Below are 25,170 nucleotides of genomic sequence, written 5' to 3'. Positions count from 1 at the left end.
ATTAATTGGGCGCAAAGTTACCATTTATTTATCATATTTTGAACTTCTTCGTTCAAAATTTTAGCAAAATCTTCAAATTTCATGGTACCTTTATCACCTTCGCCTTGTCTACGAACTGAAACTTCTCCATTTTCTGCCTCTTTCTCACCGACAATCAGCATATAAGGAATACGTTTCATCTCATTATCACGTATCTTACGGCCGATCTTTTCGTTACGATCGTCAACGATCGCACGAATTTCATGTGTCTTCAGATACATTTTCACCTGTTCGGCATAATCATTGAATTTTTCACTGATCGGCAGGATAGCAACCTGGTCCGGAGTTAACCACAATGGGAATTTACCTGCAGTATGCTCTATCAACACTGCTACAAAACGCTCCATTGACCCGAACGGTGCACGGTGAATCATCACCGGACGATGTTTCTGGTTATCAGAACCCATATATTCAAGTTCAAAACGTTCCGGTAAATTATAATCCACTTGAATCGTTCCCAACTGCCAACGACGGCCAATGGCATCTTTCACCATAAAATCAAGTTTCGGGCCATAGAAAGCAGCTTCGCCATATTCTATCTTCGCCTTCAAGCCTTTTTCTTCACAAGCTTCAATAATAGCCTGCTCTGCCTTTTCCCAGTTTTCATCGCTACCGATGTACTTTTCGTGATTCACTTTGTCACGCAAGGATATCTGTGCCTCAAAATTAGTGAAATCCATGGAACGGAACACGATCGAAATAATATCCATCACCCGAAGGAATTCACCCTTCACCTGATCGGGACGACAAAAAATATGCGCATCATCCTGTGTAAAGCTACGTACACGGGTCAAGCCGTGAAGCTCGCCGCTTTGTTCATAACGGCACACCGTACCGAACTCAGCAATACGCAAAGGCAGATCCTTGTAAGATCTTGGGAAGTTCTTATAGATTTCGCAGTGATGCGGACAGTTCATCGGTTTCAGGAAATACTCCTCTCCTTCTTCCGGAGTATGGATCGGCTGGAAAGCATCCTTACCGTATTTAGCATAGTGACCGGAAGTTACATACAATAACTTATTGCCGATAGGCGGAGTTATTACCTCCTGATAATCATAACGGGTCTGAATGCGGCGCAAGAATTCCTGTAAACGCAAACGAAGCGCTGTTCCCTTCGGCAACCACATCGGCAAACCTTTTCCTACTGTTTCGGAGAACATAAAGAGTTGCATTTCCTTACCAATCTTACGATGGTCGCGCTTCTTTGCTTCCTCCAGCAATACCAGATATTCATCCAGCATTTTCTTTTTCGGGAAAGTAATACCATAAATACGAGTCAGCATCTTACGATCTTCATGACCACGCCAGTAAGCGCCTGCTACAGAAGTCAGCTTTATGGCTTTGATAGGTGCTGTCGTCATTAAGTGAGGGCCACGACAAAGATCGGTAAACGCCCCTTGTGTATAAGTAGTGATATGTCCGTCTTCCAATTCAGAGATCAACTCGCATTTATAAGTTTCGCCACGGTCACCAAACATTTTCAAAGCATCGTTTTTAGCGATGTCTGCACGAACTACGGCCTCTTTCTTAGCTGCCAGTTCAGCCATCCTGGCTTCTATGGCAGGCAGATCGGATTCCTTAATGATCGCTTCTCCCGGATCGACATCGTAGTAAAATCCATTCTCAATAGCCGGTCCGATACCAAATTGTATCCCCGGATAAAGTTCCTGCAATGCTTCGGCCAGCAAGTGGGCACTTGTATGCCAGAAAGCATGTTTACCTTCCTCGTCCTCCCATTTATAAAGCACAATAGAGGCATCCTCATTGATAGGACGGCCTAAATCATAAATCTCACCATTCACGCCACAAGCCAGTACATCCTGAGCCAGACGCGAACTGATACTTTCTGCAATCTGCAGACCGTTCACTCCTTCGCTATATTCACGAACAGAGCCATCGGGAAATGTTATCTTTATCATAATGTGATGTTATATTTTTCTTTTTAGCACGCAAAAATAACTAATTCTTTTTGAGTTTTCTATTATTTATCAAAAAAATGTTATTCGCCCTGATCGGTGAAGCGCTTGATTATATTGTATGCCGAAACAATTCCCAACTCTCCGGCCTTACTCAAATCGGTGATACCTTGTTTATTATTCCCAAGGAATATATGGGTCAGCCCACGGTTAAAGTAAGCGTCGGCAAAATCATGATTCAAGTCAATAGCCTTGTCATAATCAACCAATGCAGCCCTGTAGTCTTTCAACATGGCCAACACATTGGCACGATTATAGTATGCATATACAAAGTCCGGAGCCAATGCAATAACTTTATCCAAATCGGCTTTCACAACATCATAATCTATTGCACCAATTTCCTTCGAGCCATCCCCGCCTTGTTTTGCATTTGCAGCCTCCTCTGCTTTCTGATACTCCAACTGCTTACAACGTACTAAAGACCGCATAAAGTAAGCCGGGAAAAATTTATCGTCAAGTAAGATAGCCTGCGTCAAATCATCCATTGAGCTCGCAAAGTCCTGTACCAGATAAAAATCGAGTGCACGGGCAAAACGCTTCGCAGCACTTTTCTCATCTTCCACAATTGCCGATGTATGTGCATCGATCAAGGCAAAATGGAATTTAACCTGCTCTTCTGTCAGTGGCGCTTCCATATTAGTTATACGCAAACGTTTTGGAAAGATCCCCGACTGGTTCAATTCATCAATAAACGTATGATAATTCACAGAGCGTTTTACATCGCTCATCTTTTCATAATAAGTAAGTGCAAACAACGGTTCCGGCTTAATCGTCACGTTACGATCCTGTACCCGTCCCCTATAATCGCTCTTGTATTGACGTTCCTGTTCGGAATCGTCGGCAATTACTATCTTCCGATAGTTATTCATATTCTTATCCGACTTTTTACGTGTCTTGCCTTCATCCTCCTCATTATCATCCTCCTTATTTTGATCATTCTGTGCCACATCATTTTTCGAAACGCCATTCTGACGATCCAACTGCGCTTTCATTACCTTAAACTCATCCGCCTCGGCTCCTTTACGGTCTCCAATTTTTTTACGCGCTTCAGCACGCTGGTAATAACCGGCCAAGAAGTTAGGATATTGGTTGATCACAGTCGTATAGTCTTCTATCGCCCCCCGATAATCTCCGGTCTGCGCACGTAGCAAACCTCTATTAAATGTAGCCATCATGTTATCGGGCTCCATCTCGAGCACAAAGTTGAAATCTTCAATCGCACGATTATCATCACCTACTTGAGCACGCAACAGACCACGGTTATAATGTCCGATAAAGTTATTAGGATCAATATTATCTGCAGAACGAAATCAAAGTCTTCTATTGCACGGTTATCATCACCCACCTGAGCACGGAGCAAGCCACGGTTATAGTGTCCGAGGAAGTTATTCGGATCAATATCCAATGCCAGATCATAATCACTCATGGCACCTCTCAAATTATTCTGATGAAAACGGGCCAACGCACGATTTATATAATTTCCGGCATTCCGTGCACTCAGGCGAATAGCTTGATTAAAGTCCGCTTCCGCCTCGGCATACTTGGATTGTTGCAATTGGACAATTGCCCGGGAAGACCATGCATCCGGATCGTATTTATCCAATTCGATAGCCGTATTGAAATCTTTTAACGCCCTAATAGTGTCTTGTTGTTTCAGTGCAACCTCTCCCCGCATCAGATAAGCGCGTGTATATTTAGGAGAGATTGTAAGCAGCTTTTCCAAATCATCTTCCGCAGCCTTGTAATCTTTCTTTTGAATATGGCACAAGGTCAGATTATGCCAAAGTGTAATATTCTCCGGCGCGTAATGCAAAGCTTTTTTATAATCTTCAATCGCCCCATCGTATTTATTTTGACGAATACGTGCCAAGCCACGAATCTGATAAGCCCCCACTACAAAAGGATTACGTTCGATCGCTTTATCACAATCAGCTTCCGCACCTTGAAAATCATCCAGATTTATTTTTGCCAATCCCCTGAAAAAATAAGGTTCATACAGATAAGGCTTTGCATTAATCACCTGGTTAAAATATTGAATAGAAAGCACATAATCCTCAAAATAAAGAGCATTACGGGCTATCATCATTACCCGTTCCGTATTTATCTGAGCACATACCAGTGTAGGTAGCAGCAGAAGAGCTACTAATATCTTTTTTATCATTGGCTTTTGAATATACTTAATAAATGAAACAAAAGTAATGCTTTTCGTCTATTATACAGGGATATCAGATAACTTTTTATATTTTTTGAGCATTTGATGCGACATAAAAACTACTTCAATATGAATTTAAAACAAACTCTCTACTTGTCAATATGACAAGTAGAGGCAAACTGCATTTTTTCGAGTTTGCAATACAAGAAGATTTCAAGGAAAGCAGTATATCAAGACAAACCACTGTATACCAACCATATAAACAAGAATTTCCTAAAGAAGAAGGGTATGTTTTCTCTAATACAAGAAAGCGTTATTAAGACTGTGTTAAATAGTATTCTTTGGCAATAAGAATACTATTTCCTGCACTTAAAGAATTAATGTTTTATCGGGAGGAAACCGTACTTCGGAAAAATCAATTAACAATGTTAAATAATTATCCTGCCAAAACGGATTTAGTAATGCTTTAAAAATAATCTGGCACCTATTGTTCCGGTTTGATCGGATCCTTTCATTTTGGAAGTTTCCTCTAAAGGACGTTTTTGTCCATCGGGATATATTATTCACATAGAATCCCCCCCCTTCACCGGCTTCACCTTTTTTGATCAAACTCCCTATTCATCGGTAATACAGGGTGAAGGCACGCTCCTGTTTCCCGATAATGGTGTTTGCCGCCCGTATGCCCGATACTCACCACCCGTATGCTCGGTGTTCATCGCCCGTATACCCAATACTTGGGAGACATTTGCACAGAGACAGAAAAACGACAACCGCCCTTCACCCAGTATTGCCGATGAACAAAGCAGTGAAGCAAAAAAGGTGAAGGCGGTGAAAGGGATGAAAAATATACAGAAGAGACATTCTGAAGAATAAAAAACATTCACCGGAAAAAAGATGCTACATCTTTTTTTGAAACCTGCACATCTTTCCGTTGAAACCTGTTACATCTTTTTCGGAGAGATGCTACGTCTTTCTTTGAAAGGCGCTATGTCTTTTTGAAAGAGATGCTACGTCTTTTTCAAGCAGGCAGGAGTTACATTGATGTGAAGTATATGGGTTGGATTGACGCTCTGTCACAACTTACCTTTTCACGATTACTTAGAAACCGTTTCAATTTTTATAATATTTCTTTTTTGTTTCTTGATCAATAAACAGAATATCTGCCCACCAAATAAGTCTACATACAGTATTATTTTATTTGCTTCATTTTATAAGAGCTGCGAGCCTTTCCTTTCAGCATGGTATTTAATTTACCCTTTATCATTTGCTTGCGAAGCGGCGAAATATGGTCAATGAACATTTTTCCATCCAAATGATCAAATTCGTGCTGCATCACACGTGCAAGATATCCTTCGACCACTTCATCATGCTCCACAAAATTTTCATCCATATACTTCACGTGAATCCGATTCCCTCTTTTCACCGTTTCATGAATACCCGGCAGACTGAGACAACCTTCTTCCATTGCCACTTCCTCGCCACCGACTTCAAGAATGTGCGGATTAATGTATGCCCGGTTAAAATCTTTAAATTCAGGGAACTCATCCGACAGAGGATCCAACGTAATTGTCACCACCCGGATAGGAAGTCCGATTTGAGGTGCCGCAAGTCCCACACCATCCGCATGCACCATCGTCTCAAACATATTTTCAATCAGTTTCTTTAATTCCGGATAATCAGGGGTAATGTCTTCGGCCACTTTTCTCAATACAGGTTGGCCGTATGTGTAAATTGGTAAAATCATATTTTACTATTGCTATTTTATTATATTATTCTCTATATTAAAAACGTTTACTTTCAAGATATGTTTGCAAAATAATGGTAGCACTGATTTCATCAACCAAGGCCTTATTTTGCCGATCTTTTTTCTTTAATCCGGCCTCCAACATGGTACGATGTGCCAGCACAGAAGTGAAACGTTCATCCACAAATTCAACAGGGATTTCCGGCAGTCTTTTCTTTAGAGAACGGACAAACGGATCAATATACTTCATACTCTCGGATGCTTCATTATTCATCTGTTTAGGCAGACCTACAAGAATACGCTCTACCGGTTCTTTTTGTACATAACCGGTTATAAAATCCAATAATTCATGCGTAGGTACAGTAGTTAAACCGTTTGCAATGATCTGCATCGCATCACTGACAGCTACTCCCGTACGCTTCCTACCATAGTCTATTGCTAATATTCTACTCATAATTGGGGACAAAAATACAATTATTATTTTGATTATAACCCATTGCCATACAAAAAAAGGATGCCTATTTACAGACATCCTTTCCCTTAAAATTCAGAGCAAAGCTCTGTTAATCCATATTTTATTCCAGAATTACTACACGATTCAAGAAATCTTTGCCGAACATATTAGCAGTACCACCATAGCCAATGAGTTCCATTTGTTTTTCACTAACTCCCTCATTCACAAGAGCATCATAAACTGCTTGAGCACGTTTTTCAGACAACTCTTTATTCCATTTTGCACTACCGGTTGCACTGTCACAATATCCTGCGATTTTGTACTTCTTATCAGGATTGGCCTTCATCAATTTAGCAGCCAACTGAATGTTGACCTTTCCGTAATCGTCGATCTTAGCACTGCCTATCTTAAAGAAAACAGCACGCGGACCAGCAACTTCAACTTCTTTCACAACCTCCTGAACAACAGGCTTAGCATTTGCCATCGCGTTTTTAGTATCAGCCAAATCGCTCTGAGCTTTGGCTAATTCATCGCGATACTTGTTCAACTCATCGTTAATAGCATTCTGATCGACTTTAGAACTGCAAGAAACAAACTTCTTGCCGCCAAATGTATAAGTAGCACCGGCTGTCAGATGAAGGTAACCGTCGGTGTTACCACTGCTATATGCACCCAAAACAGAAGGAGTAACCTGTCCGCGAGCTTCTACGTCGATGGCCCATTTCGGATTGATATTGAACTTAGCACCTAAACCAAGACTGGCACCAACTAAACAACGAAGTTCATGACCGGTAGGTCTTGTACGATCATAATCCAACTCTTTCTTGATAACCGTATGTCCGTCTTCCACCGTCTTATGTTCCGAATAAACGACATCCCAATGGCAATAGTTTTTCACTACATTCATAGAAGGACCGGCAAAAAAGTTCAATTCAAATACGCGCCCCGGTTTATAGCCACAGAACAAGTTTGTCAGGTTCAAAGTACCATCCAAATTGATACCAATGTAGTTTTCTTTTCTTTCCACTTTCGGCGCATTCAAACTCTCAAACGGATAATTTGTTTCCATCTTCGAGCTCCATCCGTATACTTGGCCACGGAATCCCCAGATAGGATTAATCAATTTTCCAATTGACAGATTCACCAGAGGGGTAATAGACTTCCCGAATTTAGTATCCGGATTCGTTGTAGCCTGCACTCCACCTCCTACACTGATATAGATATTATCCTTCCAGCTCTCGCTGTAGTATTTATCTTTAGTCTGTGCAGAAACAGCAGTTGCAGTTCCAGCTAACAACAGAGATAATATTACTAATTTACTATTCATTTTTTCTCTTTATTAATAAATTCAACTCTTCTTATTCATATCCGCTCTTTACCATCATTTCATTTCAGACAAAATCTGAACATCAATCCGCCGGTGAGGTATTTCATTCTCTGCAGCTCCACCTGTGCATGCAAATGATTAAAAAGCAAATAAGTGGCTCCCATCGCAAAATCTTTGGAATCGTATTCGGCTATCAATCGTAGCTGCGGATGAAAAGACGGATTATAACTAATTCCGGCAGCCACACCATTCAATTTATAATCTTTTCTTCGATTATATAAATAAGAAAGGTGTATCCCTATCGTCTCTTTTCCTATATCCACATGCTTGGAAGCGGCAATATAGAAACGACTGTAATATCCGTTCCCCCGTTCTGAAGCAATTACATCTCCCGAGGATGTAAATGGATCAGAAGTTCCCAACACGACGGCAGGTGTATATTTCCAAAACTGTCCTTCTTTCAATGCTCGCAAACGAACCGAAAAATACCGGTCCTGATTCGTAAAGCCTGTATAACCATAAGGCTTCAGCCCCAATGCTTCCGCTTTGAAAAGCGTACAAGTATAGGCAACTTCCAACCATGGCATAATGGTTACATTCAGGTAATAATTGTACGTATGGTAATACCACGTAGGAGGAGTTATCTCCTTATTTAAAAAATTAGCACCCAACATTACTGTCTTATCCTTTTGCATTTCCGCTGAAGGGGCATGCAGCAATCCTGTAGTACCATAGGTCAATTGAGCCGAAAGCATAAATGTACAGCACAAGCATACCAAAGTGGTTATGATTCGTTTTAGCATTTATTTCTACTTTATTATTTATACTTTCGGTTCAAAAATCAGTATATCTTATTATTCGCCTACAATGATACCGCCTCCGGCATTCAAATCATTGCCATGACCATGACTGTGACCGATATGTGTCATGTCTTTCTCCAAAGTAACCACTTTCAAGTATTCAACTGTAAGAACATTGAATTGGATCTGAATATTGTTTACAGTAACAGTACAAGGTTTTGTAACTTCTTTAGTTTCAACAGAAACAGAGTTCAACAGAGTAAATGCCGGAACTTTAATATCTCCTTCAAGCGTTACCGTTTCAAACTCCTTCTTAACGTCTGCATAAGCATCCTGAATAGCGGTAAGCACTACATTCTGCGCATTCTCATTAGAAGAGAATTTCTGTTTCACTTCTGCTACTAACTGATCATAATTCTCATATTTAACACCCGCTTTCAAACCAGTACAAGTCACATGAACATCAATTTCTACATCATTATTATTCATGCGTCCTACAGGGAATGAAGTATAATCACTCTTCACAACTCCTGATTCTTCTGAGATACCTAAATCAATAGCTGCGCGGAATTTAGAGAAGTGCTCAATATTCATCGTGTAAACACCACCTGACAGTTTAACCCCCTTATCACCCTTCGGATCAAGAGACCATACTCCGTCAGTTCCTTCATATTCCAGATTAAGATCACCCAACTGACCGTTATAATCATCAGCAAAGCTAATAAGCAACGGATTTCCAGCAAATGCCAGGCCATCAGGCAAACCGATATAGCTACGAATTGACAATGGCGTAGTTCCTGTTTTATCATTATCGCCCGGAGCAGCTTCATCAGCCAAGTTTCTAACCAAAATCAGAGTTGCATCTGCCGGAGTAATCACTGTATTTTCTTTCAAAGTAACAGTAGTACCGTCGGCCATAATATTAGATACAGTCTCAAGCACCTTACCATTTGAATCAACATCCGGTATTATTGTACCTGTAGCGCCCTCACCGGCTTCGATCACCTCTTTACCATTCTCAACCTTACATGGGTAAGATAAAACCTGATAATAAGCAGTAACATCCGTTATGGTAACTTTTCCCTTTGCTGCAATCACTCCGGTAGCTGTCGAGTTAACCACTTCCGAATAAATGGTATAAGAAGAAGCAGCATCTTTTTCAACTGTAAAATCAAAATTAGAACTATTATAAACAGGCTGAATATTAGCGCCTTCCAGTCTTATTACTTGTGATTCAGCCAAAACTCCATATTTATCTACAGTTGCACCGTAAATTCTAACATATTCAATTTCCGGCTTTTCTTCTTTTACCATTTCAATATCGATCACACGATATACTTTATCACCGGCCTTGCCATATACCACTTCCAAAGCTACTTTGACTTCTGCCTTCTGATATCCGGTTGCAGTTGCAGTAACAGTATAAATACCTGCATCATAAGAAGCCTGAATTGCAGCACCATTTATTTTCACCTCGGCAGTTACCGGAAGTTTCGTATCTGCATCAACTACGTTTACATCCAATACATAAGGCAATTTTACAGTAGCCTCTTCACCTATTTCAGTAAATACCAATATACAATCGTAATTTCCACCATCTGCATTAATCTCAGCCGATTTAATTTCAGTAGCCCCTTTTTTAGCACCAACCTGATAAGTCACATCAGCCTTTTCCACAGTAAAGCGGAATTCACTGGCAGCAGAAATAGTTTTTGCAACCTGTCCATCTGCATACAATACAATTTCGTCAGCCTCAAGCGCCTTACCGTTTTTATCTGTTACCGCACCGGAAATATTGATATAAACAGGTTCCGTAATAGTAACCGGTTCAACCAACAGTACAATAGCCTTGCTGATTACATTATTTTCACCTTTTTCTACCTGCATAGCCGGAAGGCTCACAACTGTTGCACTTGAATAATACTTATCATTAGCAGCAGTTTTCACAAGATATTCACCTGCTGCATATTTACCCTCACTATTCGCTGCAGGAGTTACTTCGGGAGTAATACCTTCAATAACTGCTCCTGTCTGTGCATCCTTCACAGCAAATGTAAGATCATATACAACGTCTACATATTCTTTTGCAGGAATATCCTTTTTCATAACAACCGACAGAGGATATACTACAGTTTGCCCATCTTCTATTTTAGCAACAGATACAGTTCTTTTAGCATCTTTATATCCTTCAGCTTTGAAAATCAAATTCACCACTTTCTCACTCTCAGTAAATTTGCTGATTTTTACAGCATACGAACCGTCACCTAAGATAGTAGCAGTACCAACATTTGTTTCAACTGCTGTTAAGTTAACACCATCACCCGTTTCAATATCTGTGACAGATCCTGAAATTGTATAAGCAGCATCCGGTAGTGTAACAGTTTCGCCGGGCTTACTGGCATCCAGTCCGTCCTCTTTGTAACATCCGGTCATTAACGCCCCGGACAAAGCTAAAGTGAGTAGCGCTATCCTTGCACTCACAACACCTAAAAAACTTTTCTTTTTCATCTCAATAAAATTAAAAATTTAGTAATTCTGATTTAATAAAATATGGATTAAAACTATTTGCTTGCATAATGTTAGCTCCCGGATTCGCCCGGTATCCCTGATAATAATATCGTTCATTCCCCGCATTATACGCTATTCCCATATTCTTTGAAGGCGTAACACGCGGAATATATCCCTTTCTTTTATATCTGTAAGGCGGCAAAGCTATTTGAAAACGAAAACCACCATTTGCTTTTACGCCATCTGCTTTCATGGCATAAAACCCGATAGAGGCATAACGGAAATGTCTGATCACATCCAACCGTATGCCTTTTTCACCTAATAAATATTGTTCAGCCTTTAATGTGGTCTGAACGTTGTATTCCGGCCAATAAAAACTCCCACCGACACTCCACGTCACCCTCCGCTTGGTGCCGTATATCAATTCAAAGCCATCCCAATAATAAGCTGCAGTTACCCCCAACCTACCCTCTACACTGAAACGTTCGTTTTTAAATGGATGAAACAATTTTAAATCCGCTCCATATCGCCCAGCATTGAAAGTACCTACCTCCAACGTGCCCCATATATTATAAGGCAACCGTACCGTTTGCTGTAGTGTCAGAAACCCCGGATGGATTTTCCCCAACCGATCACCATAACCATCATTGTATACCGGAAACACCATCTGAGCCGTTAATTTCATCCCTTTCCAAAAAGAAACTTCAATAGCTGGTGATAAATTGAACAAAACTTGGTATATTTGCGTTAATACTAAGTTTTTCAATGACAATTCGGGATAGACCACAACATCTACCTTAAATAGAGAACTATTCAAGCCATTACCTTTGATTAGTTTCCTCCAGTTATCTCCAAGATTATAGCTCACTACCCAATCCTGGCGATTGACTTCGGGGATACTGTCACCGATAACGGGTTGATAATAAAGAGAAATTTGAGGTACATTATTGTCAAGTATAATTATTCGACATGGCTTTTTCTCCGGTAAACCCATCCTTTGAACAACATCAACAGCTTTACCGAGTCCTACCCCATTTAAACGATATGCAGCATTTTCCATAACATACACACGTTCTTTATCGTTCTCATGCCAACCCACGTTTTCAAATCCCATACCAACTAATACATCAACAGTCTCTTCACCTGTCTGACACACACCTTTTAAGGGAAGCAAACAGAAAAGAAAGATCGCTATATAACGCGTTATATTGTTATGTATCAAGTTTGTATTCATGTAAGAGATCCTATATCCTCATCCTTTTATTTTCACTTATCACTTGCAATGTTGCAAAACACGTTACAAAAATAGAGACATTTTTAATAATAGCAAAGAATCTTACACTAAAAATTAAAATATTGTATCATTTTTTTTTATCCATATTGCTCTAATTTGAAAAACAAGCCACTTAACATTGCAAAATATTCGATAAATGACTTTTTTAATACCAAAATACAACTGGAAACGAAAAAATATTTTATTCCATTTTCGATCTTTAGCTAAAACAGAGATTAATTGTAATATGTTGTGAAATATTATTGCATAAGGAAAGCAATTGCGGATTAAAATTAAAAATATGTACTTTTGAGATACAAAATACATATTTAGCTAAAAATTAAATACGTACTTTATATATACAAAGGTACACACTTTGGGCCGTAAAAATAACAATTATCGCGATATATTGATTATCAGACTTGTGTCAGATCGGGTATTAAATCAATTGCTTTGCTTTTGGTTTCGTCGACAATCTTTGCATAGATTTGAGTTGTTTGAATATTTGTATGTCCCAACAGTTTAGAAACTGTATAAAGATCTGCTCCCAATGTAATCATCATTGTTGCATGTGTATGCCTTGCCACATGAAAGGTTATATGTTTATTGATACCGGCAGCTTGGGCCCAACGCGATAAGATCTCATTTGTCCTTCCCAATGATATCAAGTCATGGAAAATAATATCTGTATCTAATGCGCCATTGCGTTTGGGTAACTGTTTTAAAGCCTCTTTGCTAAGAGGTAAAGAAATAACTTCTTGGGTCTTTTGTTGCACTATATGTAGCTGGGTTTTACCCATATTATCTCTTTTAAGATTCCCCCACGTCAGAGCAACAATATCACAATGCCTTAACCCGCAAAAGCAACTGAAAAGAAAGGCCTGTTTCAGTGTTTTATTGTAGAAATCCGTTTGAGACAGGGCTTTAAGTTCTTCAATGGTCAGGAACTCCCGTTCTGTCTTTTTTCTTTTAGGTTTGTCTTCATTTCTTATCTTGTTCATAGGATTTAAGGGCAAAATATCTTCAACAACAGCATAGTTTAGACAGTAATTCAGCTCTTTAAAATAACAGACTTGTGTGTTGGCGCTAATTTTCTTTTCTTTTCTGCTATGTTCTTGATTAGCTGTACTTAAGTATTTTATAAATTTTAAAATATATTCCTTATCTATGTTTTTTAATAAAATACCTTTTTTGTCATATCGTTGAAGATGATAAATCAACGTATTCATCAACGTTTTCTTTGATTTTTTTACAGAGTCTCTGTGTGCCAGATACTGGATATAATCTGTGAGTGATATGTTTAACCTCTTCTTATTCAAATTAAAGCCATATTTACCGTTTTGTAATGCTACGATTTTTTCAGCTTTGATAGCATTAGCTAACCTTAATGTTTCTGCATTTCTTTCTTTATCGACTTTACTGCGTTCGGGGATTATATAAAGTTTTAAAAATTCATATTTTCTCTTTCCATTTATGTAGATGTCGAGGTAAAGAGAATAACATCCGTTTAGCAATTCTTTTGTCCGAAGCCTTATCGGCTCTTTTATTTTAATTTCTTTTTTCATTTTAGAATCCTTTCCATGTAATTAATGCATACAGCTCTACATAGGGAGTAACAAGTCAGTAACATCCTGTGTCGTGGATGATTAAGAAAGTGTTACCGGCTTTTATTATTTTCAAGAAAATAAAAAATGCTCTTTCGGTTAAAATACAATGAATAATTTATTCAAAGTGCCCTGTAATGTATTGTGCGTCGCCATTTGTTTTTGCTATTCCTTTTTTAAATAAATCAAGTGTAGAAAAAAATTCCTCTTTTACCATAAAAATAGAAATATCAAATTGGTAACAAATATAACGTTATTATAGGTAATAAACGCACTTTTTATTCTTTTTTATTTTTTACCTGATGAACATTTAATATTCAGTTATATAACAGTTTAGTTTCGTAAAATTTCTTCTTTTATATCGTTATTCCCATATCCGGAGAAAAAGCCATGCCGGCTAATCATATTAGACAACAACATTCCACAGATTTCCCTTTACTATCAACCAATTAGCGAAGATAGTACATCTAATGTCAACCGTCAAGACTGGGAGGTAAGTTACAACTTAGGTAAGAATTGGAAGCAAGCAATCAGAGAAAAGAGAAAAAACAGTTCGCTATTCAAAGTAGATATCACTGTATACCCGGAACTTTCACTTAAAAACCTGGTAATTACACAAATATACCAAGTATTACTTAATCTGTCACCGGCCATAGAAGTTTCTTTTTGGAAAGGAATGAAATTAACAGCACAGATGGTGTTTCCGGTATACAATGATGGCTATGGAAATCGCTTGGGAAAAATCCATCCGGGATTTCTAACGCTACAACAAACGGTACGCCTACCTTATAATATATGGGGGACATTGACAGTAGGAGCATTTAACGGAGACCGGTACGGAGGTGATTTGAAATTATTTCATCCATTTAAAAACGAACACTTCAGTATAGAAGCCAGATTGGGTGTTACCGGAACTTATTATTGGGACGGTTTTAGCTGTACCTATGGCACAAAACGAAGGATTACTTGGAGCATCGGAGGGAGTTTTTATTGGCCGGAATACAATATTCAGACTACATTAAAGGCTGAACAATATTTATTAGGCGAAAAAGGCATGCGGTTGGATGTGATCAGACATTTCCGTTATACTTCTATCGGTTTTTACGCCATGAAAGCAAAAGGGGCAAAATCGAATGGTGGCTTTCGTTTTCAAGTAGCATTGCCTCCTTATAAATATAAGAGGAGAGGATATATCCCGCGTATTACATCCCACAACATGGGGATAGCTTACAACGCAGGAAATGAACGATATTACTACATGGGATACCGTACGAATCCAAGCGAAAACATAATGCAAAATAATAGTTTTAATCCATATTTTATTAAATCAGAATTACTAAATTTTTAATTTTATTGAGATGAAAAAGAAAAGTTTGTTAAGTGAGCTTAGTGCAAAAATAGCATTACTCACTTTGGCTATATCCGGGGCCTTCATGACCGGATGTTATAAGGATGACGGCTTGGATGCAAATTCTCCCGGAGGAAACAGTAATCCCCTAACCCCTGTTTATGTAATATCAGGAGTTGTAACAGATGCTGAAACTGGAGAGAATATTCAAGGAAATGTAACCTATACTGATGGAACGTCTCAAACTCTGTCTTTTGATGGTTCTTATAGCATAAAGATCGCCGAGTTCAATGAAGAAACTAAAACCGTTAGCCTGTCCTTCAAAGCAAATGATGAAACATACAACGGTGGAAAAGCCATTGTACGGACTGTTGTGTTGAACAAAATAGAAAACGGAAATGCAGTTTATCCTGTGGATGTAATAATGAAGAAAAATGTTTCTATGTATCCGAGACCATACAATTTGACGTTTATTTATAAAAATGCTGTTACTGGAGAAGAAATAGCATCGGATATAAGTGACCAAATGGGAATGACTATAAAATCGGCTGATGGAACTGCCGTAACGAATTATAACGGATTAGCATCCGGCAATTACACCATCAGAACTCAAGCTATTGAAAAAGCATTTAAATCAAGTGTCACATTGCTTTCTCTACCTTATGTAGAATCAGAAACAAAAGACGACTACATAAACAAAATCGTAGAACTTCTTATTACTCCGGCAGATCCTGATAAAGAAGATACTTATACAACATTAGCTGGTGTTGTTGTTGACAAAGATGGTAATTCCCTGTTGGCTGACAAAATTGAATTACTGAAAGATGGTACAGTGGTAAACGAAAAAACGATTACAAATAGTGCTAACTTTGTATTTACTGTAAATGACAAAGAAAAGGGTGAATATAAAATTCAGGTTACTGTAGGAAATTTGACTCCTGTTATATCCGGTATTTACAGTATTCCTGCTTGTGGTAATCAAAATATTACAATCATAGCCCAAAAGCCAATAGCACCTACATACCCAAGAAATTACATGTTGACGTATGTTTATAAAAATGCACTTACAGGTGAATCTATAAACAAAGAAACTGAGGGAATCACCAGTAATCCGGCAGAAGGCAAATTTACCCCTGGTGAATATGCCATTACAACCACCACAACAACAGATAAATTCAAATCAAATGTTACCCATATTACCCTTGAGGAAGTAGCAGAATCAGCCACGGAGAATGATTTCATCAAGAAAACGATTGTAATCTCACTGACTCCGGTAGATTCAAAAGAAACATTCACAACTTTGTCAGGTACCATAATCAATGACAATGGCAACGCTGTAATGGCCGATAAGATTGAACTTTTCAAAGAAGGGACAACAACAGCCGTTAAAACGATTACCAAATCTGCAAGTTTCACATTCACTATAAATAATGAAGACGAAGGAAAATATAAAATAAAAGCCACCAAAGGTACAAAAGACATTATCACAGAAGGATACACTGTTCCTAATTGCGGAAACCAAATAATAACAATTGTATTCGAAAGTGATAAACCGGCAGAGCTTAAAGATGTTGTTTATAATTTAACATTCAAGGCTTTTGACATTGATACAAAAGTAGAGATAAGCGGTGTCACATTTAATTTTAATGGAAATCCAGGGTCTACTGCATCATCAATTGCTCACGGAACTTACACTTTGACTGCCACAGCAGACAAATACTATACAGGACAAGTGACTATTGAACTGCCAGCCATGAAAAACGAAAGTGGTATAGCAGCACAAACAATTATAGTATATTTGCAAAAAGAGCCCACTAAAGAAGATGAACCTACAAAAGTCATATTAATGGGTGAAGTAGTTGATGCACTTGGCAACATGGTTATGGCCCAATCTATCAAACTTAATGATCCAAGTACTGCCGTATACAACACAAATCATTTCTCATTTGAAATAGAAATACCGGCAAATAAAGCTAAAGCCAGCAATCTGAAACAATGGCTAATAACTGCAAAGGTATCCAAGATTAACTCAAAAGGAGAACCTTTGGCTCCTATAGAAATGCCTGTAACATTTGTATACGATCCTGCTAAAGGTACTACAGCAATCAATAAGAACATTTCTATCCCATTCACAGCAAATAAGGATGGTATCATTGTTATAAATGAAACAACCGAACCAGGCGATGGTGAACAAGGTCAAGTTACTCCGGATGTAGATCCCGAAACCGGTAAGGTTGAAGCCGAAAAAACGACTGTAATGAACGGCAATGGAACTCCAGAAGACAAAACTGTCATTGTGATTGAAAAAGGAACAACAATCCAGACATCTGAAGGAACTCCGTTAATATCACCGATTATATTGACCAGAGATGTAAAAGAAGAAAAGGCCCCTACGGGAAATCTGGATGCAGAAGGTACTCAGCCCAAAGTTTTACGTAGTTTCTACGGTAATCCGGATGGTGCTATGTTCGTAGGAAACCCGCTTAAAGTCACATTTGCTGACCCATATGAAGGAGAATTAGGTTCATTGCAGCTTGAATACAAAGACAAAGTTACAGGTCTTTGGGGAGTTAGTGGAAACAATGATAATGACGAAGTTGTTACCGACAAAAAGGAATATACAATGTTAGTATCGCACTTCTCACAATTCCGTGCAGCTGTTGTAGGGACACTTGATGATGGTACTTCTGGTGAAAATGAATATGGAAACTCATATACTAAGGAAGTTAACCAGCAGAACAACACAGATCAAACGCAAAATTTGAAAATCACATTCAAAGACGCACCTACAGGGGCTATCTATCAATCTTTGGAAGAATCTATAGCTAAAGTATTTAAAAATGAAAATGCTCAAAGCATAGTAAAATCAACCATTGAAAATATATTTACTTCCAGAGGAGAGCCTATAAACAGTGAGTTTAAAAAAGAAGACAAAGAGTTAACATTTACCGTTGATCCTTTTACTTATGTAGAATCAATTCAAGTAAAAACTGTATATACCATTACTACTTATAAATTTATATTGAATGGTAAGACAGTTGAAGTAATCGTTAAATCAGTATCGGGCCACGAGGTTACAGCAAAAACATTACCTATCGGTCATGGCCATGGTCATGGACACGGTGATGACTTAAATGCCGGTGGTGGTATTATTGTTAGCGAATAAATATTGAATCATTGAACCGAAAGTATAGATTAAAGTAAAAGGAAACAAGATGCAAAAACGAATTATAGTTAGCTGTCTGTTTTTATGCTGTACATTTATGCTTTCGGCTCAATTGACTTATGGTACTACGGGATTGCTGCATACTCCTTCAGCAGAAATGCAGAAAGATAAGACGGTGATGCTGGGTGCTAACTTTTTGAATAAGGAGATAACTCCTCCTACATGGTATTACCATACGTACAATTATTACCTGAATGTAACCATTATGCCATGGCTGGAAGTAGCATACACCTGTACGCTTTTTAAGGCCGAAGCGTTAGGCTTAAAGCCCTATGGTTACACAGGCTTTACGAATCAAGACCGGTATTTTTCGGTTCGTTTGCGAGCATTGAAAGAGGGACAGTTTTGGAAATACATGCCGGCGGTTGTGCTGGGAACATCCGACCCATTCACATCCTCGGGAGATGTAATCGCTTCAGAACGGGGAAACGGATATTACAGTCGTTTCTATATTGCTGCTTCCAAGCATGTGGATATAAAAAAAGAGACGATAGGCATACACCTCTCCTATTTATATAATCGAAGAAAAGATTATAGATTGAATGGTGTTGCTGCCGGGATTAGTTATAATCCGTCTTTTCATCCACAATTACGATTGATAGCCGAATATGATTCGAAAGATTTTGCGTTAGGTGCCACTTATTTGCTGTTCAACCATTTGCATGCGCAGGTGGAATTACAGAAAATGAAATATTTCACCGGTGGATTAATGTTCAGGTTTTGCTTGAAATAAAAAGATGCTGGGAGAATAAAATAGCGAATATGAATAAAAAGAGTTGAATATAAAAAAGAAAAACAATGAAAAATAAATTAGTATTATTATCTTTATTATTGGCTGGAACTACAACTGTTGTTTCTGCACAAACTAAAGAGAAATCCTACAGTGAAAGTTGGAAGGATAATATCTTTATCAGTGTGGGTGCAGGAGTACAAGGAACTACCAATCCGGATAGTAAATTCGGCAAAAATTTGACACCACTGATTAATGTATCAGTGGGTAAGTTCGTTACTCCAGTCTGGGGATTCCGTGGCCAAGTATATGGATGGAACTCCAAAATGACTACCAACTATCCATTTGAGAGCGTTAATGCTCCCGAAGTAAAAAGAGAAGAAAATTACTTCGGCATTAATTTGGATGGTATGATGAATCTGACAAACTTGTTCTGTGGTTATAAACCGGGACGCGTGTTTGAACTGAATTTCTTCATCGGTCCTTCTATGAATGTAGTGAAAAATTTCAAAGGATGGGATGCATTCTACAATTCTGAAAAGGTAGTGGAAAACGGACAGACATACGTCAAGGGTGTTCTTGTTCCTGAAAAAAGTACTCCAAAAGATCATGAGGTCCGTTGCCTGGTCGGTGCAAGTCTTGGCTTGGGGGCAAAATTCAATATCAATCCGAAATGGGCCATCGATATAGAAGCTCGCGGACAGGTTACCCCTTCCATTCTGGGTGCATACAGCAGTGGTAAAACAGACGGATATATTCACTTGACAGCCGGTGCAACTTATACGTTTGGTGGCAAAAAATTTGTATCTTGTAATTCTAAAATTGACCAAAGCGCTATTAACGACGAATTAAACAAATATCGTAATGAATTAGCTCAGGCACAAACTGATTTAGCTGATACAAAGAATGCTATGGTCAATGCTCGTCCTGTAACTCAAGAGGTAGTAAAAGAGGTGCAAGTTGCTGGTCCACGTGCTATTTTCTTCAAAATAGGTAGTGCTAAGATTGACGACTATGGCATGGTTAATATTCAATTAGCAGCCAAGATACTGAAAGCTAATCCCGATAAGAAGTACAAAATCGCAGGTTATTGCGATCAGGCTACAGGCAGTGTTAAATGGAACCAGGAATTGTCTGAAAAACGTGCCCAAGCTGTTTACGACGCCTTTATTAAAGAAGGTGTAGACAAAAAACAACTTGAACTGATCGGAAATGGCGGAACTCCCAATATGTTTGATAAAGACTCACTGAACCGTGTAGTTATTATGGAATGACAGCAAAAATAAAAAATAGAGATAAGGTGTTCGTTCCAATCGGACACCTTATTTTTTTATACTTTTACTCATGACATAAGAATATCTTAAAAACAACAGAAACAGATATGTGACAAGATACAAAAAAGCGAACTGCAATCTAACCGATTACAACTCGCTTCCTTTATTATATATACCTTTTATACTTATCAGTAGATCAGCTTCACGTTATCCACCCAGAATGTATTACCGGGAGATCCGATATAAGCACCACCGTGGCTGGAAGTAAATTGGAGCACCATATGAGTCGGTTCATCTCCTTCTTCCCCCCAAGCAACTTCGTGAACGGGAACGCTTTCACCTTTACTGTTAAGCGCATAACGTTCTTCAACTTGTAAACGCATCATATGTGCCTTATACGCCGGATTACCGGTTATATCACCATAAAGGATCTCATAAGTAGCATTATTGTGCCAATCGGTTGTCGTATAATACCGTACTACCATCGTACCAACACGTTTCGCAAAAATATTACCGTCTGCATCTTCCCACCTTTTCTGAAGCAATAAAATAGCAGCCGGAAAATCTTTTCCTGCAACATCTGTAATCTTACTAAATCCGGTTGCACGGATTCGATTCTCCCGATCGGACATTTTCACTTTATAATCAAACTGAAGGGCAATCGGACGCTTTGTAAACGGTATTCCCATTTCCAGCATCTTGTTGGGATTCTTAGTCCCCTTAATCGGTTCATGAACAGACCCAAGAAACATAGAGCCGGCTGCAAGCACCGTAATATCTACCAAGCCAAACACTTTCACGCTTTCCATACGGGTATCCAAGCGAGCACAATAACCATCGCCCCGTTCTTCCGGAAACACAGAAGTATTGGTCTTAACCACACCGGCAACTTTAGCCAATACATTGGAAGTAGCCCACGGAGAACCACCTAAATTTTTATAGGCTTTCGCACCGGTAATCGTCTGAGTAGGACCTACGGCATATACATTTTTAGTATGGCCGCCAATTATACCGGATTCCTTAATTTCTCTATTAACCCACTGATCCATATCCCCAAACGGGAGCATTTCGACTTTATGCTGCGCTATGGCAGCCGTTGAGCATAGTGCAGCAAAACCTGTTGCTAACAAATGGCGACATGCATTCCTCATCATCGTTTCTCCTTTCTTTTAAAGACTATATCCCCACTGTTTCAAAGCAAAATCCCAATTGGCCTCTACCAACTGAACAGTACGGTCGTCATACTTATATTTATTCTTTTTATACCCTTTCTTACCGCCTACATATTTCTCTATGGCCTCACGTGCCTCTTCAAAACCGGGAATAGAAAGTTTTTGGTATATATTTTCCGTCATTGCCATAGCATCCGCTTCAAAATCCTCAAACTTCACTTCCATCAGGTTTCCTTCCGGAATAAATTGTTTATCGGCTTCATATTTATGATATAACTTGGCATAGATGGACAGAATATTCTTTTCAATCTCTTCATTACTGATATCTTCGAGCTTCAACGGCTGAATCGTATTCGTAAAAAAGCTTCGTGTAGATTCAAAAACCGTATACGGATTACGCATCAGATAAATGAATTTTGCGTTTGGGAACATTTTCACGAGTTCTTTCACACGCCCGGTATGAGGCGGATTTTTACTCAAGAATTGAGTTCCCTGTGTATTCCACAATGATATTTTTATCAACTTAGTGAAAGTTTCTTCAAAGACCTTTAACTCCGCTTCGGAAATATCATCAAACAGCAAATATTTATCGGCATACTCCTGCTGATACTTAGGCAAGAACCAAAAATTATAATAAGTATACGGCATCATGTTTGCCAACGCAAATTCTTCTTCCTGCGGTAAATCTACAGCCAATTCCATATTATCAGTCGGACGTTTATCCGGCATCAGCCAACTCATATTCTTTTTAAAGAAAGGTTGCCCCCACATCATCAGATGAGGAAAAACAGTCTGATAAGTTGTATTATACCCAAAATGCTTGTCACAAGAAAAAACATTGTGCACGAATGTCGTACCGCTACGCCAGTGCCCTAAAATGAATACCGGATCGTGCTCCAATGGTTTATCTGCCAGAAGCTTATTATAGCGACTGTCTTGCAAAGGAGCCAATGTAGAGAGCAAACGGCATACAGCCTTTGTCAAACGATATTTTCCTTTATAAGCAGCGTCGATATCTCTACCGCCTGTAATGGCTTTAAAAGTTTTCCAGTCAGCCCCTACCAAAGTATTTATCGGAAGTTTATTGAATTCAAGTAATCCCATCTTAATAATATAATTAATAATTTTTCAATATGCTAATGTGCCAATATGCCAATTGGCTGCGCTATTACAACGAATTCCCATACGGCAATCGCTATACCATTATGCCAAATACCAATGTGTCAAGTGTGTCAATTGCCCGCTATTATACCGAATAACCAATGCCCCATTGGCATATTGGCACATTGAATAATTATTTAATAATTTTCACTGCAATTCCCTGGCGTTCCAATTCTTTCACCGCCTTTTCTATCGACTCATAATGTTCCGGCGCAATACCGAGTTTCGGAAGATCGAGCACAGGAATATCATCTGTCGTATTCATGTCTTTCACCTCGACCCGGTCGATAATCATGCCGACAGCACTGGTATTATTAGTTATCGGATCGATAAGAATAAAGGAACCGCACGATTTATTTTTCTGATACGGATCAAAGAACAGCTCTTTGGCAGTAGTCAATACCACACGGGCGATTTCATTCAATGACAGAAACGGTACGGCGGAATGTTCCATCGTATTCACATCCACCTTGTATTTGATGCTGTCGATACGTGTACGACTCATATTGGTGGTCTGCTTGATAAAGAACGATTTGTTTACATCCATCGGTTCCTCATCCATCCATACCAACATAGCTTCAAAGTTACGGTCTACAATAGGAAGATTATCCGTATGAACCAACATTTCCCCTCTCGACACATCGATCTCGTCTTCCAATGTCAAGGTAACGGATTGTGGCGGAAATGCATAATCCAATTCACCATCATAAGTCACAATACTCTTGACACGTGAAGTTTTTCCGGAGGGAAGCGCCATCACCTGATCTCCTTTACGAACCACCCCCGAAGCCACTTTCCCGCAGAATCCACGAAAATCAAGATTAGGACGAAGTACGTACTGTACAGGAAAACGGAAATCTGTTAAGTTATGATCATTGTCGATATGCACCGTCTCAAGAAAATCGAGCAGAGAAATACCTTTATACCAAGGAGTACGCTCTGATTTTTCTACTACATTATCGCCATCCAATGCAGAAAGAGGAATACAATTCACATCGGGAATCCCAAGTGGGTCTACGAACTTCTTATATTCCGAAACAATCTCATTAAAACGTTCTTCGGAGAAATCCACTAAATCCATTTTATTCACGGCCAACACAACATGTTTGATACCCAGCAACGATACCAGGAATGTGTGACGGCGCGTCTGAGTAATTACCCCCGTACGAGCATCGACCAATATGATAGCTAAATTGGCAGTCGAACCGCCGGTAATCATATTACGCGTATATTGTTCATGTCCCGGAGTATCGGCAATGATAAACTTACGGTTGTTGGTTGAGAAATATCGGTATGCCACATCAATCGTAATGCCTTGTTCGCGCTCTGCTTTCAAGCCATCCAGCAATAAAGCATAATCAATATGCTCGCCGGCATTTCCCATGCGTTTGCTGTCACGTTCCAAAGCATCCAGCTGATCTTCGTACAACTTCTTGCTATCAAACAACAGACGGCCAATCAAAGTGGATTTTCCATCATCTACCGAACCTGCCGTCAGAAGACGGAGTAAATCTTTCTGTTCGTCTTTATCCAGAAATGCTTTTATATCTAAAGTAGTTCCCATCTTTAATTTCTAATTTTCAATTTTTAATTTAGAAGTAACCTTCACGTTTCTTCTGTTCCATACTCGCATCCTGGTCGAAGTCGATCACACGTGTCGTACGCTCACTCTTCGTAGTGGTCATCATCTCTTCTACAATCTTTTCGATCGTATCGGCTTCACTTTCTACTGCACCTGTCAACGGCCAGCAGCCCAATGTGCGAAAACGTACCATACGCATCTGAATCTGATCGCGATATTTTTCCGGCAGACGATCATCATCGGCCATTATCAAATTACCGTCTATCTCTACACACGGACGTTCTTTGGCATAATAAAGCGGTACGATAGGTATATTTTCAAGACGGATGTATTGCCAGATATCCAATTCCGTCCAGTTACTCAATGGGAAAACACGGATACTCTCCCCTTTATGTACACGGGCATTGTAGATATCCCACAATTCAGGACGTTGGTTTTTAGGATCCCATTGATGGAATTTATCCCGAAAAGAAAAAATACGCTCCTTTGCACGGGATTTTTCCTCGTCGCGGCGGCCCCCGCCAAAAGCCGCATCAAATTTATATTTATCGAGAGCATGTAGCAGAGCTTGGGTCTTCATCAGATCGGTATGTACCTTACTTCCATGAGTAAACGGACCTACCCCCGCATGAAAAGCCTCCATGTTACTTTCTACAATCAGATTCCATCCGTACTTTTTTGCATATTCATCACGGAACTGAATCATTTCCTTAAACTTCCATTTTGAATCGATATGCATCAAAGGAAACGGAACTTTCCCCGGATAAAAAGCTTTTTCCGCCAAGCGAACCATTACAGAA

Annotated in this window: 17 protein-coding genes and 2 pseudogenes; 5 read left to right on the top strand and 14 right to left on the bottom strand. The window is 39.1% G+C overall.

The annotated features are described in order from the left end of the window. Nucleotides 1–17: 17 nt before the first annotated feature. The 3 genes and pseudogenes from thrS to QVP90_RS14835 form a co-directional block, all read right to left on the bottom strand. Nucleotides 18–1,958 carry a threonine--tRNA ligase gene (thrS, locus tag QVP90_RS14845; RefSeq protein WP_021936858.1) on the bottom strand — a complete coding sequence of 647 codons (1,941 nt, stop codon included), beginning with the start codon at nucleotides 1,956–1,958 and terminating at the stop codon, nucleotides 18–20. A gap of 80 nt (nucleotides 1,959–2,038) precedes the next feature. Continuing rightward, a pseudogene (locus QVP90_RS14840) lies at nucleotides 2,039–3,393 on the bottom strand (tetratricopeptide repeat protein); the annotation flags it as partial. 3 nt (nucleotides 3,394–3,396) lie between these two features. Beyond that, nucleotides 3,397–4,176: pseudogene (locus QVP90_RS14835) on the bottom strand (tetratricopeptide repeat protein); the annotation flags it as partial. Nucleotides 4,177–4,683: 507 nt separating this feature from the next. Between QVP90_RS14835 and QVP90_RS14830 the strand changes: the two are divergent. Continuing rightward, nucleotides 4,684–5,040 (top strand): hypothetical protein, encoded by a 357-nt coding sequence (locus QVP90_RS14830; protein WP_264381088.1) that lies wholly within the window; start codon nucleotides 4,684–4,686, stop codon nucleotides 5,038–5,040. Nucleotides 5,041–5,356: 316 nt separating this feature from the next. On the opposite strand, the gene def is transcribed toward QVP90_RS14830, so the two are convergent. The 7 genes from def to QVP90_RS14795 all read right to left on the bottom strand — a co-directional run bounded on the left by def (nucleotide 5,357) and on the right by QVP90_RS14795 (nucleotide 13,838). Then, entirely contained in the window at nucleotides 5,357–5,911 is a 555-nt protein-coding gene (gene def / locus QVP90_RS14825; protein ID WP_005923530.1) for a peptide deformylase, read from the bottom strand. Between the two features lie 37 nt (nucleotides 5,912–5,948). Next, nucleotides 5,949–6,365, bottom strand: coding sequence for a Holliday junction resolvase RuvX (gene ruvX / locus QVP90_RS14820; RefSeq protein WP_025819732.1), 417 nt, complete (start codon nucleotides 6,363–6,365; stop codon nucleotides 5,949–5,951). 121 nt (nucleotides 6,366–6,486) lie between these two features. Further along, the gene (locus QVP90_RS14815; RefSeq protein ID WP_005923534.1) at nucleotides 6,487–7,692 is read right to left on the bottom strand and encodes an OmpA family protein; all 1,206 of its coding nucleotides are present in this window, start codon (nucleotides 7,690–7,692) and stop codon (nucleotides 6,487–6,489) included. 59 nt (nucleotides 7,693–7,751) lie between these two features. Beyond that, nucleotides 7,752–8,495, bottom strand: a complete 744-nt coding sequence (locus QVP90_RS14810) for a YjbH domain-containing protein (RefSeq protein WP_005923536.1) — start codon at nucleotides 8,493–8,495, stop codon at nucleotides 7,752–7,754. Between the two features lie 51 nt (nucleotides 8,496–8,546). Further along, a complete protein-coding gene (locus QVP90_RS14805) occupies nucleotides 8,547–11,000 on the bottom strand; it encodes a DUF3869 domain-containing protein (RefSeq protein ID WP_021936855.1) in 2,454 nt (817 codons plus the stop codon). A gap of 10 nt (nucleotides 11,001–11,010) precedes the next feature. Beyond that, on the bottom strand, nucleotides 11,011–12,234 hold the full coding sequence (locus QVP90_RS14800; RefSeq protein WP_005923541.1) for a hypothetical protein: 1,224 nt from the start codon (nucleotides 12,232–12,234) through the stop codon (nucleotides 11,011–11,013). A 455-nt stretch (nucleotides 12,235–12,689) separates the two neighbouring features. Next, on the bottom strand, nucleotides 12,690–13,838 hold the full coding sequence (locus QVP90_RS14795; protein WP_007480468.1) for a site-specific integrase: 1,149 nt from the start codon (nucleotides 13,836–13,838) through the stop codon (nucleotides 12,690–12,692). A gap of 385 nt (nucleotides 13,839–14,223) precedes the next feature. Between QVP90_RS14795 and QVP90_RS14790 the strand changes: the two genes are divergently transcribed. The 4 genes from QVP90_RS14790 to QVP90_RS14775 all read left to right on the top strand — a co-directional run bounded on the left by QVP90_RS14790 (nucleotide 14,224) and on the right by QVP90_RS14775 (nucleotide 20,455). After that, nucleotides 14,224–15,225 carry a hypothetical protein gene (locus QVP90_RS14790; protein ID WP_264381125.1) on the top strand — a complete coding sequence of 334 codons (1,002 nt, stop codon included), beginning with the start codon at nucleotides 14,224–14,226 and terminating at the stop codon, nucleotides 15,223–15,225. A gap of 10 nt (nucleotides 15,226–15,235) precedes the next feature. Further along, nucleotides 15,236–18,391: a DUF3869 domain-containing protein gene (locus QVP90_RS14785; protein ID WP_005923554.1), complete on the top strand. Its 3,156-nt coding sequence runs from the start codon at nucleotides 15,236–15,238 to the stop codon at nucleotides 18,389–18,391. Nucleotides 18,392–18,440: 49 nt separating this feature from the next. Continuing rightward, nucleotides 18,441–19,184: a YjbH domain-containing protein gene (locus QVP90_RS14780; protein ID WP_005923557.1), complete on the top strand. Its 744-nt coding sequence runs from the start codon at nucleotides 18,441–18,443 to the stop codon at nucleotides 19,182–19,184. Between the two features lie 65 nt (nucleotides 19,185–19,249). Continuing rightward, the gene (locus QVP90_RS14775; RefSeq protein WP_007480467.1) at nucleotides 19,250–20,455 is read left to right on the top strand and encodes an OmpA family protein; all 1,206 of its coding nucleotides are present in this window, start codon (nucleotides 19,250–19,252) and stop codon (nucleotides 20,453–20,455) included. Between the two features lie 188 nt (nucleotides 20,456–20,643). Here the strand turns inward: QVP90_RS14775 and QVP90_RS14770 are convergent, their stop codons facing one another. The 4 genes from QVP90_RS14770 to cysD form a co-directional block, all read right to left on the bottom strand. Then, entirely contained in the window at nucleotides 20,644–21,609 is a 966-nt protein-coding gene (locus QVP90_RS14770) for a PCMD domain-containing protein (RefSeq protein ID WP_005923563.1), read from the bottom strand. A 15-nt stretch (nucleotides 21,610–21,624) separates the two neighbouring features. After that, a complete protein-coding gene (locus tag QVP90_RS14765; RefSeq protein ID WP_007480466.1) occupies nucleotides 21,625–22,731 on the bottom strand; it encodes a sulfotransferase family protein in 1,107 nt (368 codons plus the stop codon). Nucleotides 22,732–22,921: 190 nt separating this feature from the next. Then, a complete protein-coding gene (cysN, locus tag QVP90_RS14760; protein ID WP_005923584.1) occupies nucleotides 22,922–24,352 on the bottom strand; it encodes a sulfate adenylyltransferase subunit CysN in 1,431 nt (476 codons plus the stop codon). A 28-nt stretch (nucleotides 24,353–24,380) separates the two neighbouring features. Then, nucleotides 24,381–25,170, bottom strand: a 790-nt coding sequence (gene cysD / locus QVP90_RS14755; RefSeq protein ID WP_288204658.1) for a sulfate adenylyltransferase subunit CysD, incomplete at its 5' end; no start/stop codon positions are given.

Source organism: Bacteroides sp. CAG:189 (assembly GCF_000432295.1).
In the GTDB taxonomy this organism is placed as follows: Bacteria; Bacteroidota; Bacteroidia; order Bacteroidales; family Bacteroidaceae; genus Bacteroides; species Bacteroides salyersiae.
The sequence above is the reverse complement of the archived record's forward strand: the minus strand, read 5'-3'. Positions and strand labels throughout refer to the sequence as shown.